The following is a 15741-nucleotide window of genomic DNA, read 5'->3' as shown; positions in this document are numbered from 1 at the left end:
GAGAGTGACCCGCTTGCCGTGGATGGGCAGATCACGATAGGGAACGTCACGCTTGCCGAACCGTACGAACTCACCCTGCACGCCGCACCCCTCGCAGGCTACTGGTGTAGGTGCTTCAAGCCGAAAATGTATGTCTTCATTCTGCTCATCAGAATCCACCAACTGGTACCCAGGAAGGCTTAACGAATTAATCATCTCCCGCCTTGATCAGAAAAACAGGTAGGTGGCGTAACCGGCAATCATCGCCATAGCAAAAATGACTGCTAAAAACGCCGCTAAAAGCTTCAGCGTGAACAAAGAGCGCAACAGAATGAGCTCAGTCAGGCTGGCTCCGGCACTGCCGATGATCAACGCTAGCACCGTCCCGGCACCCACGCCTTTGGCCATCAGAGCCGCTGCCAGAGGTATGACGGCTTCAGCGCGAATATACAACGGCACGCCGATGACAGCGGCAACTGGAATGGCAAAGGGATTATCTGGGCCTGCATACTGCTCCAATAAGTCAGTGGGCATGAAACCATAGACCACGCTGCCAATCGCAATACCGATGAGCAGGTAAGGCAACACATCGATAAAGTCCGACCAAGCTTCCCGCCACACACCACTGTACTTCCCTTCTTTCTTAACCGTGACAGTGGGTTGACTGTCACAGCATTCGCTAGACGTAGAGACTGTTGTCTTCCTATCAGCCCCGCAAGAAGCCGTCTTCGGAGTGGTGTCGCAGCTGTTGGTGCCGCAACTCGATGCGGTCGATGTAGCACTGCACGGGCTTGCTGATGAACTACATCCACTGCTCTCTTGTGTCGCCGTCCGGCGCACATAACGCTCGAAGCCAAGCGTGTGAAGCAGCCATCCGGCACCTACCGCGACCACCAAAGCGGCGAGCACATAGATAGCAGTAAGTGTCCATCCAAACGTGGCAACCAGCAGGCCGACGACGATAGGATTCAGCAACGGAGATGAGAAAAGAAACACCATCATCGGCCCAAAACCGGCCCGTGCCCGAATCAACCCTTTCAACATGGGGATAGTCGAGCAACTACAGAAGGGCGTTATAGCTCCTAAACCAGCAGCAAGAAAATAGCCTCGCTTCCCACTGGAAGTCAGTAACGCTTCCACCTTGGATGGTGGGATGTGACGTTGAAGAACTCCGACCAGCAAGCTAATGCCAATGAATAAAACCGATAGCTCGATAGCGAGAAAGGCGAACATGCCTAGAGCGTCTTGGAGTTGAGATGACATTCAATATTACTCCTATATTTCTAGTTTTATCGAAATGATGTACGCAGCCTACTTGCGTTTATCCGACCTGTCAACTATAATTCTAGAAACATCGAATTATTGGGGCGTGCTATGGATCACGAAAAGGTTGCAGCCAGCTTAGCTGAGCTAGGGAATAGTCACCGACTGTCCGTGTTCCGCTTTCTGGTCAAAGCTGGCCATGATGGGGCTTCGGTCGGAGATATCCAGAAGGGGCTGGGTATTCCTGCTTCGACGCTATCACATCACCTTGCGCGCATGGCCAAGGTAGGGCTGATCCGGCAGGAGAAACATAGCCGCACGATTGTCTGTATACCCGAGTATGGGCACCTAGAGAATTTGATCGGTTTCTTACAAGAGGAATGTTGTGCAGGTGTCCGGATTGCGCATGAACCAGAACCGCTTTGACGCTTGCCCAGCTCTCGCTGTCCTCCCTAGTCAGCATCGCTATGAAGACTCAGGCGAAGGTGGAAACAGAAAATTGGCAGTAGAGTAGGCTGAAGAGGATCAATCAGATAATCCGCTGAGAAAGATTTTCTTCTTTACATCTTTGGCATTTTATCAACCAGAAATTCCGGATACCCCAAAAATATCATATGCATTACCCTTATCAATAATCGGTGACTTACCCAATGTCTTCCATATTGGATGTAATAAAAAAGGTTTTTGGTAGTCTTTAAGCTCTGTAAATATTTTATTTAAACACCCAATGATTTCCTCCCTTTTACTCAACATTTCAACAGTATTATCCCAATGTTGAATTGTCGAACAGGTAGGCTCTAAGATTTCCTTTAGTCTCGCTCTAAATGGTTTTATCGAATCAAAAATACCTAGCGCGGCGTAAGAAGTACTTGCAGGTCTAATCACCAACTCGGTACCCCAGTCAGACTCTCTGTCGTTTGCAGTGGTATTGTCCGGAATAACTGTAAGCTTAACTTCCAAGGCTCGAATAAATGAGTCACCGAGTTTTAGTACGAGATCAATTCCTTTAATGTCTGTCCTTGAATATTCTTGGTAAGGCTCGAATTTTGACTCGAATAAAAAACTCAATTCATTATTTGCCACATCGGTACCAAATATAAAATCAAAACCTTCTTCTCGCGCTTCTACCTGAAGCTCTTGATTCGTGCATAGGTATACAGCAGAAGTATTTGTGTGAATCGCCACTAGTTGAAAACTATTTTTAATTAATGTACCGTTAAGCTGCTTATTTAGAACTGTAGGTAATGATGCTTAGACTAGGATTTTTAATACTGGTGCTTGTTGCTGTTCTGACTCAAATCAGTCAGGCGGTTGCTGATGTGCATCAATCTCACCAATCCTCTTCTGAGCAACACCTCAATTTTGAGCATGACGAATCCCACATCGATAAGCGCAATCTCCCTAAAAGTGGCGAAATCAGCTTTGACTGCCATCACTGCTGTCACTGCCATGGCTCATTTCATTTATATGCCATGAAGACTGAAAAAACTCTCGCGTTACCACGAATGGGCACAATACGTCCTGGGTATACTGAGTTTTACACTAACCCTCTATCATCTCCGCTGTTCCGGCCTCCCATCTCCTCATAACTGCCTAATAAGCTGCTATAGCAGCGCAAAAAAATCATTATTTTACGCAGTAATATGACTGAGGAGTCTATCTATGGGTCCGTTTTCGACACATAGCAAACGCTTGTTTATTGCCGTAAGTCTGGCAATAAGTTCAAGCTACGCCAATGCACAACAGTTGCCCGAGCAATGGCAAAAAACTGTGCAGCAACACCCCAGTGTTGAAGCCGCTCAACAGCAGGCTGAAGCGCTGATCCAACAGGGCAAACAATTAAATCAGCCTTTGTACAACCCTAGCTTATCGTCACGCTTAGAGCGCGAGGGTGACATCAATAATTACACTGTTGGCCTAAGCCAAACGCTGGACTGGAGCACTCGCAATGAAGCAAGAGCCAGTCAGAGTGACGCCATGACGGCTATGGCAGTGAGTATTTATCGCCAGTCGGCGACATCGCATGCTAAAACTCTGTTGAATGCCTATGTGCAATGGCTGGATGCAAAACAGCGTTACGCACTGGCCGAGCAACAAGAGAAAATCGTTAAACAGGCGATAAGCTTGGTTGCCGAACGACGTAAAGCCGGTGACTTAGGTGCCGTCGACGAACAACTGACGGTACTCGCACTAAGTCGGCAACTGCAACAAACGGCAGCGGCTTATCAACAACTGCAATCCGCTGAAGCAGAGTTGAACGCTCTGCTAACCACGATTGATGTCGCTCAACTCTCCGTGAATGAGGAGCTATTTAACGTTGAACCTGCGTTAACGGCTCGCTGGCAACAACATCCGGCGTTAAAAGCTGCTTACCTGCAATGGCAATTAAAGCGCGCCGATGTCGACTGGAAACGCTCGTTAACCTCCGCCAACCCAACCGTAGGCGTCGAAGCGGGCGAGAGCGATAACGAAACAGTAATTGGCTTATCATTCAGCATTCCACTACAGGTTCGCAATAACTACAGCGATGCGGTGCGCGCAGCCAATAGCGAAGCTGTTGCTGAAGAAAAACGTTTGATTGCACTAAGGAAACAATGGCAAGCAGCACTGAAATCGTCTCTTAACAATTATCGCTTTGTGAAAAAACAGTGGCAAAGCTGGCAAAAAGACTTTCAATCTCGGCAGGATGAGTCGATGCAGGTGATTGAACAGTCCTGGCTCGCCGGTGACCTATCCACCACAGACTACCTCACCGCTGTGCAACAGCAGCTCGATAGCCAATTTGCAGGGATAGCGCTGCAAACACAATATCGGTTGGCCGCCATTGAATGGTTGTACCGTTCGGGCGAACTCAGTAAAGCGCTGACGTTATCGCCGTTAAGCCAGCAAACAAACGCAGAGATTGGAGAGTAAACGATGTCAGTAAAACCTTTATACGCAGCAATAGCACTTGCGCTGAGCTTTTCGGTTATGGCGCAGGATGAACACGGACACGACGAAAAAGAAGATACCCACAAGGAAGAAGGCAAACACGAGCAAGGTGAACATAAGGAAAGCTCAGGCGTGGAGCTATCCAGCAAGCAGCTATCCATGGCAGATATCACCACGCGAACCTTGCAAACTCAAGTCATTGAATATCCGGTTTATGCCCCGGGCGAGGTGGTTGCTAACGACTTTAATAGCTATATCGTGAGTCCGCGCATCGATTCGACCGTTCTCAAACGTTTTGTCAGTATTGGCGATCACGTCGAAAAAGGTGAGCCACTGGCAACCCTCTTCAGCGCCACCATGGCGGAGGCGCAAAGTCAGTATTTGGTCACACTTAACGAGTGGCAACGCGTGCAGTCACTCGGCGAGTCAACGGTGGGTGAAAAACGCTTTGTCGAAGCGAAAAACGCCTTTACCTCAGCGCAAGCGCAACTCAAAGCATTTGGTATGTCAGCCAGCGACATTAAGCGTTTAAGTAAAGCTAACTACCCTATCGGCGAATACCAACTGACCTCAGAAATTGGCGGGATTGTGGTTAGCGATAACTTCAAGCAAGGCCAGCAAGTTAATGCCGGTAATCACTTGGTTGAAGTGCTGCAAGAAGAAACCTTGTGGGTTAATGCTCGTCTACCAGGCTCAGCTGACCTTAGTGTGCAGTTTGGTGATCCTGTTACAGTGAGTGTCGACAATCAGCGCTTTGCGGCAAAAGTCATTCAGGAAGGCCACACAATAGACCATAAAACCCGCACCCGAACGGTACGACTTGCGGTAAATAACGAAAAGGACCAATTACACCCTGGTTTATTTGCGGATGTTTATTTCTCAGTCAAGTCGGATGGACCGGTGCTTGCAGTTAAGGACTCAGCCTTAATGCGGGCCCCTGATGGTGACTGGCAGATATTCATTGAGCACGAACCCGGAAAGTTTGAACCGAAGAAAGTCGAATTGGTTGATGAAAAGGGTCCGTGGAAAGTTATTCGAGGCGTTAACGAAGGCACAAAATACGTAGACAACGGCGCGTTTTTCGTTCGCTCACAAATCGCTAAAGGCGGTTTTGACCCACATAACCACTAACAGGAGGTTGTATGTTTCAGCGCATTATTCAGTTTGCTGTCGCCAATCGCCTGTTATTGGTATTGGCTTTATTCAGCATCAGCATTGCGTCATTTTTTATTATTCCCAAACTTAATCTGGATGCCTTTCCCGATGTTACCAACGTTCAGGTAACGGTAAATACGGAAGCACCAGGATTAGCAGCGACCGAAGTCGAGCAGCTTATTACCTATCCGATAGAGTCGGTGATGTATGCCCTGCCCGACGTCAAAGAAGTTCGGTCAATCTCAAAAACAGGTTTATCGGGCATTACCGTGGTATTTGACGAGAGTGTCGATATCTACTTTGCCCGGCAACTGGTATTCGAGCGGCTGCAAGCGGCAAAGGAGTTGATTCCAGAGGGAGTCGGCACGCCCGAAATGGGCCCTAACTCTTCCGGTCTCGGCCAGGTTTATCAGTATCTGCTACTTGCCGAGCCGGGCTCTGGTGTCAGTAGCATGGAGCTACGCAGTCTTAACGACTATGTGGTTAAACTGCTACTGATGCCCGTTGAGGGAATTACCGAAGTCTTGTCCTTTGGCGGTGAAGTTAAGCAATATCAGGTTAACCTCAATCCCGCCAAGCTGCTGTCTTACGACCTTACCCAGCAAGACGTCATGGGCGCGGTCAACAAGAATAACGGTAACGTTGGTGGTTGGTATATGCCCCGCGGTCAGGAGCAGTTGGTTATTCGCGGCACCGGCTGGTTGGATAGCGGTAAAAAAGGCCTGCAACAAATACGACAAATACCGCTCAAAACCGTTGACGGCGTTTCCGTAACACTGGGACAGGTTGCCGACGTCGAAATCGGCAGTGAAATTCGCCAGGGGGCGGTCTCAATGTCGCGTAAAGTCGACGGCGAGGTCAACCAGTTGGGCGAAGTGGTGTCGGGTATTGTGCTCAAACGCATGGGCTCGAATACCAAAGCCACCATCGACGGTATTAAAAAGCGCATTCCGCTTATTCAGCAAGCATTACCCGAGGGTGTTACCTTTGAGCCGTATTATGATCAGGCCGATTTAATACAAAAAGCCGTATCTACGGTCGCGTATTCACTGCTCATTGCCTTTGTGTTTATTATCGCAGTATTAGCACTGTTTTTGCTCAACATACGCGCTACTTTTTTAGTGTTACTGTCCATTCCCGTTTCTATCGCCATTGCCCTGATGGTAATGTCCGCGATGGGCATGTCGGCTAACCTGATGTCGCTGGGCGGGATTGCTGTTGCCATTGGTATGCTGGTCGACGGCTCCGTGGTGATGGTTGAAAATATCTTTAAGCACTTAAGTCGTCCGGATAGTGAACACCAAGACGACGCCGAGCAACGCACAGAGCACCGCGACCCGGATCCTCAGGCAGCCAAACTCGATAGTCATGGTATCAAGCTGCGAGTTAAGGAAGCGGCTAACGAAGTGGCACGACCGGTATTCTTTGCCGCCATGATTATCTTGGTGGTCTTTATGCCACTGTTTAGTTTTCAGGGTGTTGAAGCTAAATTATTTGAGCCCATGGCTATCAGTATTATGCTGGCCATTATCTCCGCGGTTTTTGTGGCCATCATGGTTGTACCGGCATTAGCCAGTTACTTTTTCAGTCGGGGTATTAAGCCTCGTGAAAATAAGCTGCTTAAACCACTAGATAATGGTTATAAAAGACTATTATCGGTGGCGTTACGCAGTAAAAAGGCTGTTATTGCCCTGGCCGGTGTGCTGTTTGTCGGCGCTTTGGTGTTAGTGCCTCGTCTCGGCACAGAGTTTGCGCCCGAACTGGAAGAAGGCACGATTAATATTCGCGTGACATTAGCCCCCTCCTCTAACCTTGAAACGGCCTTAGAGGTGGCTCCGAAGCTTGAAAAAATCCTGATGTCGTTCCCGGAAACCACCTACGCACTCAGCCGCATTGGACGAGCCGAAGTGGGCGGCGATCCAGAGCCTATCAGCAACATCGAGATATATGTGGGTCTTAAGCCGCAGTCTGAATGGACAACAGCATCGGATCGCTACGCCTTACAAGAAAAAATGGAGGCAAAACTAGATGATCACCCAGGCTTGTTGTTTAATTTTTCACAACCTATTGCAACACGGGTTGATGAACTGCTCTCAGGTGTAAAATCGCAGCTAGCCATCAAACTATTTGGACCCGAGCTTGACGTGTTGGCCCGTAAAGGCCAGGAAATAGAAAGTGCCGTCAAGCAGGTTGACGGGGCCGTTGCAGTAGCGATGGAGCAAATAAAAGGTGAAGCACAACTGGTGGTTTCGCCGAAACGCCAACAACTCTCACGCTACGGCTTAAATGTCTCCGATGTACTTAGCGTTGTCGACAATGGCTTGGGTGGCGCTTCGGCAGGCCAGATCATTCGCGGTAATGAGCGCTATGATATTTACGTGCGGTTGGCCAAGCAATTCCGCGATACGCCGGAGTCTATTCGCTCGTTACGCTTGTTAACTCCCTCGGGGGCCTGGGTAACCTTAGGCGAAGTCGCCAACGTTGCAATTGAATCAGGACCACCGCAAATCCGTCGTGATGATGTACAGCGTCGCGTTGTAATTCAATCGAACGTTCAGGGTCGTGACATGGGCAGCGTGGTTGCCGATATTAGGAAGGCGATTGACGAGAAGGTGGATTTACCAACCGGTTACTCAGTCGACATTGGTGGCCAGTTCGAAAGTCAACAACGAGCACAGGAGCGCTTGTCCATTGTCGTTCCCATATCGCTGGCACTCATCGCCCTGCTGCTTTATTTTGCTTTCGGCACCATGGGTCAAGCCATGTTGATTTTGGTGAATGTACCGTTGGCAGTCATCGGTGGTATTGTGGCACTCTATGTGTCAGGACAGTACTTATCGGTGCCCAGCGCCGTGGGTTTCATCACACTGTTTGGTGTGGCGGTACTAAACGGTGTGGTTCTGGTCGAAAGTATAAACCAGAGAATAACCGATGGGCATGCAGTTAATGATGCCGTGTTTGATGGCGCATGGTCTCGACTACGCCCGGTATTAATGACGGCAATAACCTCAGCGTTAGGACTCATTCCCATGCTGTTTGCAACCGGCGCAGGCGCTGAAATTCAGCGTCCATTGGCCACCGTCATTGTTGGCGGTTTGGTGTCTGCGACATTGCTAACACTGGTTATCTTACCCGTGCTCTATCCTTGGTTTTCGAAACAAAAAATTAAGGATCTGAGCCGTTAGGGTTCAGCACTTAAGGGGGCGGTTATTGCCGCCCCTTCTACTACAAAGAGGAACGTATTATGGGGCATCACCATAACCATGATCACTCAAAGGACATGCCGTCCAACCGATTAGGGTGGGCATTTGTTCTTAACTTTGTTTTCACCATTATCGAGTTTATTGGTGGCTTTCTTACCAACAGTACCGCCATTTTAGCTGATGCCGTTCATGATCTTGGCGATAGCTTGTCGCTTGGCCTGGCGTGGGTACTTAATAAGCTGGGCAAAAAACAGGCTAACCAACACTTTACCTACGGTTATAAGCGACTCAATCTTGCCGGTGCATTTATTAATGCCGTTGTTTTAATCGCAGGCTCTGCCTGGGTACTTGTGGAAGCGATTCCCAGACTCTGGAACCCTCAAATGCCCATCGCTGATGGCATGATCGCTTTAGCCGTCGTTGGCATTACAGTTAATGGATTTGCCGCTTACAAATTGTCAGAGGGCAAAACGTTAAACGAACGCGTTATTAACTGGCACTTGCTGGAGGATGTTCTCGGCTGGGTTGCTGTACTTATCGTTGGTATTGTTTTGTTGTTCGTAGACTGGCCAATTCTCGACCCTATATTGTCGATTGGCTTTACTCTATTTATTTTAGTGAATGTGCTGCGCAACCTGTGGGCAACGCTGAAACTCTTCATACAAGCAACTCCGGACAAAAAAACCTACAGACAAGTCGCTGACGCTTTACTGGAGCTACCTCATGTTGCTGACCTACACCATTTGCATTTTTGGTCACTAGACGGCGAGGAGCATGTATTAACCGTTCATTTGGTGTTAACTGAAAATCTTGATATCGAGGCCCGTAGCGACTTAAAACAGCACATCGATAACGTCCTTGCGCCCTATGCTCTAAGCCATACAACGGTAGAACTCGAAGATCCTGATGAAGCGTGCCGGGACAACTGATAATGAGTGCATTATTTTTGTTCAAGACGAGCCAGTAATACACCAGATGTGCGCATGAAATTGATGCTCGATATCATATTCTCCAAACACAACATCGACACTTTGGTGACCCGAGTCTTAAATATGGAAAGAAGCAGATGCAGAGGTAAAAAAGCTGTGTGTTAATAAGACCAATATGAGCAACCAATATATTTTCGTAACGGCCACTTTATCTAATAATCCACCATAAAACCAGCGCTGAAACTCGTGTTAACGTGTGATAAACTGTAGGTATATCGAAATCGTTTTAGGTTGTTCCAATGTCATCATGTTGCGGAAGTTCAGCGCAAGCCGAAATGGATAACTCTCAACGCAGGTTGTTATGGACGGTTCTAGTCCTTAATGGCGTCATGTTCTTTGTTGAGTTCATTGCGGGTTGGATGGCTGAATCCAGTGGTCTTATTGCTGATTCGCTGGATATGCTTGCCGATACTTTGGTTTATGCTGTGAGCTTATACGCTGTTGGCAAAGCCATTAAATATAAAGTCAATGCCGCTATTTTAAACGGCATACTGCAAACATTATTAGCTCTGGCGGTGTTATTGGATGTCATCCTTAAACTGGCATTTGGTAGTCAGCCCGAAACCTTTGTCATGCTCTCAATAGCGGGGCTTGCATTACTGGTAAACATCGTTTGCTTTGCCCTTCTATATCGCTCCCGAAACGGCGATATTAACATTCGCGCCAGCTGGATTTGTTCACGCAATGACATGATCATGAATGTCGGTGTTATTGTCTCTGCGATGCTCGTCGCCCAGCTCCATGCGGCATGGCCTGACTTACTCATCGCAACTGTCATAGCCATCATTGTACTGCACTCTGCTATTCGCATCATCAAAGACGCGATAGCTGTAAAGACAGGTGAAAAAGACGATATTTCTGGGTGTTGCGGGTAATCACCAGGATTCGTAATGAGCTCAATATTTTTAATAAAGACACTCGGGTTATTTATCGCAACCGCAATTGCAGAAATTGTCGGTTGCTATTTACCCTACCTATGGCTCAAAGAGGGTCATTCCGTTTGGTTGCTCATTCCGGCAGCAATAAGCTTAGCCTTATTTGCTTACTTATTAACACTTCATCCGGCGGAAAGCGGGCGCGTTTACGCAGCCTACGGCGGTATTTACGTGTTAACTGCCATAGTCTGGCTGCGAATTGTCGATAAATCGCCTTTATCCAGCTTCGACTTGATTGGGGCGGCGTTTGTGCTAACCGGTATGGGGATTCTTGTGTATGGCTGGCGTTAGCTATAAAGCAATTCAGTTAAAGAACTACGCTCAAAAGTTTTACTACACAGACTAACGCACCTTATGTTTGTCCGTGGTAGCGTCCTCAACCCCGTCATTAAGCGACGCCATCAGTGGACAATAGACATCTCCGTGTCCGGAGCTGCATTTTTGCACCAGCTCATTCAACGCTCGTTCAATTTGCTGTAAGCGCGATATCTTTCGACGAACACTGGTGAGCTTTTGCTCTCCAAGCTCCCGTGCTTCATCGCAATGAGCGCCATCTTGCAGAGTTAATAGCTCACCAATTTCATCCAGACTAAATCCGAGCCATTGAGACGCGCGAATAAAATGAAGCCGAGCAAGCGCTTGTTCGTCGTAATGTCGGATCCCCCCATACGGCTTCTCCGGCTCGCTCATTAGCCCTCGGCGCTGATAATAGCGCACCGTTTCCACGCCCACGCCGGCTGTTTTGGCCAGCGTGCCAATTGTCATTACGTTGCGTTTTTTTAACATAGCTATTGCTTCCGTAGTGAGGTACGGGTCTAAGATTAACACATTAAAGCAAAATGCCCGAAGGAGTTACTCTTATGTCAAATTCAAAATCTGGTCGGGGCTCTCTTCTCGCGGGAGGGATCGCAGCGACTCTGGCATCTGCGTGTTGTCTGGGTCCCCTCATATTACTTGCACTCGGTGTATCCGGGGCCTGGATTGGGAGCCTCACAGCACTTGAGCCTTATCGACCCATTTTTATTGCCATTGCATTGATTGCCATATTCTTTGCCTGGCGTCGAATATACCGGCGTGCTGATGACTGCAACCCTGATAACACCTGCGCAACGCCAAATGCTCGTAAGAGCTACAAAGTGATGTTTTGGCTCGTTGCGGTGCTTACTTTAACAGCATTGGCTTACCCCTATGTTGTTCCTTTCTTTTACTAGGAGGCAATACACGATGAAAAAAACAATGATAACAACCATTTTATTTTTACTGTTTAGCATGCCCACATTGGCGGTTGAGAAAACGGTTACGCTATCAGTACCCGGTATGACATGCGTCACCTGCCCAATTACTGTCAAAGCTGCACTTGGCCAAGTTGCAGGTGTGAGCGCCGTCGATGTCCGTTTTGAAGAGCGGGATGCAACCGTGACATTCGACGACGAAAAAACGTCAGTTAAGCAGCTCACTGAAGCAACGACAAATGCAGGATACCCATCAACACTGAAAGCAACGGCACCAAAAAATCAGTCATGAAACATCACAATGCCTTATAGCTGCTGTAAAACTGAAAGACCAAGGAGTAACCGTTATGAGTAATAACAATTTACACATTGCTGTCATTGGTAGCGGCGGCAGTGCGATGGCTGCGGCACTCAAAGCGACCGAGAGAGGTGCCCGAGTGACGCTCATTGAGAGAGGTACTATTGGCGGAACTTGTGTCAATATTGGCTGTGTCCCGTCTAAAATCATGATCCGAGCGGCTCATATCGCCCAACTGCGGCGAGAAAGTCCTTTTGATAAAGGCTTAAGTACTCATACTCTTAAGGTAAATCGATCAGCTCTCCTCGAGCAACAACAGGCTCGGGTAGAAGAACTCCGTGAATCCAAATACCAGAGTATTCTTAGAGAGAATTCCGCCATTACCGTTATTAACGGCGAAGCCCGCTTTATAAACGATGAAACTCTTTCCGTATCACTTCGCGATGGCGGTGAGCAAACGGTTTACTTTGACCGTGCTTTTATCGGCACCGGGGCCCGACCCGCACAACCCCCCATCCCCGGCTTAGCTGAAACCCCTTACCTTACTTCGACAAGCGCATTAGAGCTAAGTAACATTCCTAAACGCCTCGCTATTATTGGAGCCTCGGTCGTTGCTCTTGAATTAGCACAGGCCTTCGCGCGTCTCGGTAGTGAAGTTACTGTTTTGGCTCGCAGTCGGGTGTTATCCAAAGACGAGCCTGCCATTGGTGAAGCAATAGCGACTGTTTTTGATCGCGAAGGCATCAATGTGCTTGAGCATACAGAAGCCAGCGAAGTGCGTTACGACGGACAACACTTCATTCTCAAAACCAATGCCGGAACATTAAAAGCAGAACAACTGCTCGTGGCCACAGGCCGTACGCCCAATACGGAAAACCTCGATTTAAAAACCATCGGTGTACAAACTGAACGCGGTACAATAACGATTAACGAGCGCATGCAAACCTCTAACTCAAGAGTATATGCGGCAGGCGACTGTACGAATCAGCCGCAGTTTGTCTATGTCGCCGCCGCAGGCGGCAGCCGAGCCGCTATTAACATGACGGGCGGTGATGCGCATCTTGATCTCAGTGCAATGCCCGAGGTTATCTTTACTGATCCACAAGTCGCCACGGTGGGTTTATCAGAAGCTGATGCTAAAACTGGTGGTTACGTCACCGAAAGCCGCACGTTGAGCCTTGAAAATGTCCCACGGGCATTGGTTAACTTCAATACCCAAGGGTTTATAAAAATTGTCGCAGAGAGTGGCAGCGGCCGACTGCTCGGTGTTCAAGTCGTCGCAGGAGAAGCCGGTGAGTTGATTCAAGCTGCTGTAATGGCGATAAGAGCAGGAATGACAGTCAATGAGTTGGCTGATGAGCTCTTCCCATACCTTACGATGGTAGAAGGCTTAAAATTATGCGCTCAAACGTTTACTAAAGATGTTAGCCAATTATCTTGCTGCGCTGGGTGAGATAACCTAGCTGAATCGACACTGATTTGCTAGACACCTTGCCGCCATTGAGTTTTAAATAGATTGAAGACAATCATGTATAAGTTTTCTCATCTTTAAGATCAAAGGCTGTCATAATACTCTTTGATCATTGTTGCCATTAAAAAACGGCGTCCCGCTAGGAACTCTTTGTAATTTTCTGCGGTAGTATTGAATATGAGCTCAGGAATAGCATTTTCGGCTAAATTTCTCTGTAAATCTTCTCGATCACAAATTTCGCCAAGTCTTAAATTTCCGGATTCAATCTGTTCAAGAACCATTAACATGTATTCTTTCGGTGGTAGGTCTTTAATCGCGATGTTGATTGCTGTTTCTGTCAACGCAAAGTTTGCAATCTGGTTGTAATCTCCCTGTTTCGGGAATCCATGACGAATAAGGTGATTCTTGGGAATTATGTGGTGCATATCGCCATGCCCCTCGATCATCTGTGCGATATTAATCGACTTTGAAAGGAATCCCCGCCCTCCTTTTGCAACTCTTGCTGCTAAATATGTTTGGAATGCAGGACTACGCTTGCTTGGTGACTCGAGCTCCTGAACTAAAGTTACATCCCAAAAACTATCACTTAGAACTGAGGCTTCAAGAGTGCGTAAGTATTGTTCCGCACCGTGGTCCTTAATACGACGTAAGTCAGTTTCCCACGTGGATTCAAAGCTTCCCACGGCTCTTCCGGTCAGTAATGTCATAACGAACCAGCGTTTTACAATTCTTGCTCTCTCTCCCTCATTCAGCTGATCGTCCAACCGAAGGCGCAGGTAAAGTGCATATGCGAAATTCAATGCATTCTTTGACCCAATCATGCTGGCATCGATATACCCAGCAGACTTGATCATCATTACAAATCGCTCGAGATGCGTCTTACTCACAAGTAGATCTAATGCTTCCGCAAAACGAGAATACGCGGCTGGAATAAGATTTTCATCAATTTTTCTCGTTTGTGGGTCAAGCCCGGATAGCTCACTAACAATTGCTCCGGCTTTACCACGACTAAATCCAACTAGACCGGCAATACGAATGACATCGGTATAGTCAGGTTGAAATAACTCGTCCGTTTGATTACTTAACCACTGAATTTTCCTAATATGCTCCGATTTTGCGAACTCTTCATCGTTCTCTTTAATATCATCAAATGCGTGCCCAGAGACCGTCAGGTGACAGAAATAATCAATTAGCTTCCGAAGATTGCGCCCTTCATTGCCGTACGTGGCAATTTTACTCATTACAAAATCAGCACTTGATAGCGGAACACCTTTGGCATTGATCCGAACGAAGATCTCTGCAACCGTTTCTACATCCAAATCGTCTGCCAATGAAATGACACCTACTTGCGCATGCTCAACAGCGGCGAGTCTCGCCGAGGCTTGTTGAACTTGGTCTTGATCAACATCTGGATTTTTAGCGAAATAATTTCTCAGAAAGCTCAGCTGACTGGAACCGGAAAAAAACTCACTAATATCGTGAATCCATTGGGAGCTATTGGTAATCGCTGGCGTTCTCGTCGCAAACTCTTCCGTTACAGGATTAAACGAAATAGCGATCCGCTTTTTTTCATAACGGTTACCAATCACCGTTTGTCCCGCAATTGCGGCCCTCAACGCTGTTACTCGTTGTTGGCCATCGATTAGTATTTGTTGATGTGCTGCGACAGCTCCCCCCTTTAATTTGGCGCCAACAGATTGCCACGTTATCAGATAACCAACCGGATAACCGTTGTAAAGTGAGTCAATTAAGTCCCTGACCTGAGATGTTTTCCAAACAAATGGTCGTTGTAGTTCCGGAATTGCTATTTTATCGCTACGAACGTCAGCAAGAATTTGACTGATCGCTGTTTGCTTTACTTCATATTTTGCCATGTCGTCCCACACTTTCTAATTTAAATCGTGAATTTGTGTGAAGAGTCCATTCGTTTCAGGACACTCATTCACAGTAAGGTGGATTATCTTTGATAGTTTCTAATTAAGTTGAGGATTACATTTTCCCTCTCAAGACATCAAGTATTAACGTTCCAGTGTAACTATCCCATCAAATAATACAGCCCACTCGTAGAGTGTCTTGTGACCTTAAAAGAGTCGGGAAAAATCAGGCCTTACCATAACTTTAGTTGATATTTTATCTAAATAAACCGAGTTTCAACTTTTCCCAGTTCGGGATCGCTGTAATCCCCCTAAGAATCGAAGCAATTTTAGGGGGAAAGTTGAATAATAGCGAAAAAATGCAGAATATGACCCAAATATTTTTACTTCATCCAACGGCCTTTCATGTCG

At 47.4% G+C, this 15741-nt stretch carries 16 protein-coding genes; 10 read left to right on the top strand and 6 right to left on the bottom strand.

Features of this window, described 5'->3' with window-relative positions; all coding sequences use genetic code 11:
- Both NOG12_RS12205 and NOG12_RS12200 read right to left on the bottom strand, forming a co-directional pair.
- Positions 1-195, bottom strand: a 195-nt coding sequence (locus NOG12_RS12205; protein WP_313933396.1) for a transposase family protein, incomplete at its 3' end; no start/stop codon positions are given.
- Between the two features lie 12 nt (positions 196-207).
- Positions 208-1242, bottom strand: a complete 1035-nt coding sequence (locus NOG12_RS12200; protein ID WP_172692111.1) for a permease — start codon at positions 1240-1242, stop codon at positions 208-210.
- 111 nt (positions 1243-1353) lie between these two features.
- On the opposite strand from NOG12_RS12200, the gene NOG12_RS12195 reads away from it, so the two are divergent.
- Positions 1354-1668 carry an ArsR/SmtB family transcription factor gene (locus tag NOG12_RS12195; protein WP_000349485.1) on the top strand — a complete coding sequence of 105 codons (315 nt, stop codon included), beginning with the start codon at positions 1354-1356 and terminating at the stop codon, positions 1666-1668.
- Between the two features lie 153 nt (positions 1669-1821).
- On the opposite strand, the gene NOG12_RS12190 is transcribed toward NOG12_RS12195, so the two are convergent.
- Complete coding sequence (locus tag NOG12_RS12190) at positions 1822-2427, bottom strand: HindVP family restriction endonuclease (RefSeq protein ID WP_313933395.1); 606 nt, start codon at positions 2425-2427, stop codon at positions 1822-1824.
- An 80-nt stretch (positions 2428-2507) separates the two neighbouring features.
- Entirely contained in the window at positions 2508-2693 is a 186-nt protein-coding gene (locus NOG12_RS12185; protein WP_092857836.1) for a hypothetical protein, read from the bottom strand.
- Between the two features lie 211 nt (positions 2694-2904).
- Between NOG12_RS12185 and NOG12_RS12180 the strand changes: the two genes are divergently transcribed.
- The 6 genes from NOG12_RS12180 (at position 2905) to NOG12_RS12155 (ending at position 10746) form a co-directional block, all read left to right on the top strand.
- Positions 2905-4155 carry a TolC family protein gene (locus NOG12_RS12180; RefSeq protein WP_313933394.1) on the top strand — a complete coding sequence of 417 codons (1251 nt, stop codon included), beginning with the start codon at positions 2905-2907 and terminating at the stop codon, positions 4153-4155.
- Positions 4156-4158: 3 nt separating this feature from the next.
- Entirely contained in the window at positions 4159-5304 is a 1146-nt protein-coding gene (locus NOG12_RS12175; protein ID WP_055437779.1) for an efflux RND transporter periplasmic adaptor subunit, read from the top strand.
- Between the two features lie 11 nt (positions 5305-5315).
- Positions 5316-8513, top strand: coding sequence for an efflux RND transporter permease subunit (locus NOG12_RS12170; protein WP_092857842.1), 3198 nt, complete (start codon positions 5316-5318; stop codon positions 8511-8513).
- A 59-nt stretch (positions 8514-8572) separates the two neighbouring features.
- Positions 8573-9460: a cation diffusion facilitator family transporter gene (locus tag NOG12_RS12165; RefSeq protein WP_092857844.1), complete on the top strand. Its 888-nt coding sequence runs from the start codon at positions 8573-8575 to the stop codon at positions 9458-9460.
- Between the two features lie 299 nt (positions 9461-9759).
- A complete protein-coding gene (locus tag NOG12_RS12160) occupies positions 9760-10395 on the top strand; it encodes a cation efflux transmembrane domain-containing protein (protein ID WP_034734464.1) in 636 nt (211 codons plus the stop codon).
- 15 nt (positions 10396-10410) lie between these two features.
- The gene (locus NOG12_RS12155; protein WP_126834663.1) at positions 10411-10746 is read left to right on the top strand and encodes a YnfA family protein; all 336 of its coding nucleotides are present in this window, start codon (positions 10411-10413) and stop codon (positions 10744-10746) included.
- A gap of 51 nt (positions 10747-10797) precedes the next feature.
- Here the strand turns inward: NOG12_RS12155 and merR are convergent, their stop codons facing one another.
- Positions 10798-11220, bottom strand: coding sequence for an Hg(II)-responsive transcriptional regulator (gene merR, locus NOG12_RS12150; protein WP_470385083.1), 423 nt, complete (start codon positions 11218-11220; stop codon positions 10798-10800).
- A gap of 95 nt (positions 11221-11315) precedes the next feature.
- Between merR and merT the strand changes: the two genes are divergently transcribed.
- From merT to merA, 3 genes are read left to right on the top strand one after another with little or no spacing between them, the layout of a single operon-like run.
- Entirely contained in the window at positions 11316-11666 is a 351-nt protein-coding gene (gene merT / locus NOG12_RS12145) for a mercuric ion transporter MerT (RefSeq protein ID WP_034734507.1), read from the top strand.
- Positions 11667-11679: 13 nt separating this feature from the next.
- The gene (gene merP / locus NOG12_RS12140) at positions 11680-11979 is read left to right on the top strand and encodes a mercury resistance system periplasmic binding protein MerP (protein ID WP_126834662.1); all 300 of its coding nucleotides are present in this window, start codon (positions 11680-11682) and stop codon (positions 11977-11979) included.
- Between the two features lie 55 nt (positions 11980-12034).
- Positions 12035-13438: a mercury(II) reductase gene (gene merA / locus NOG12_RS12135; protein WP_126772024.1), complete on the top strand. Its 1404-nt coding sequence runs from the start codon at positions 12035-12037 to the stop codon at positions 13436-13438.
- 101 nt (positions 13439-13539) lie between these two features.
- Here merA and NOG12_RS12130 read toward each other — a convergent pair whose 3' ends face one another.
- A complete protein-coding gene (locus NOG12_RS12130; RefSeq protein WP_313933393.1) occupies positions 13540-15330 on the bottom strand; it encodes a GmrSD restriction endonuclease domain-containing protein in 1791 nt (596 codons plus the stop codon).
- Positions 15331-15741 lie beyond the last annotated feature (411 nt).

The sequence above is a fragment of the Pseudidiomarina fusca genome (assembly GCF_032227045.1).
Taxonomy (GTDB): Bacteria; Pseudomonadota; Gammaproteobacteria; order Enterobacterales; family Alteromonadaceae; genus Pseudidiomarina; species Pseudidiomarina fusca.
This window is presented reverse-complemented; position numbering and strand designations above follow the sequence as displayed.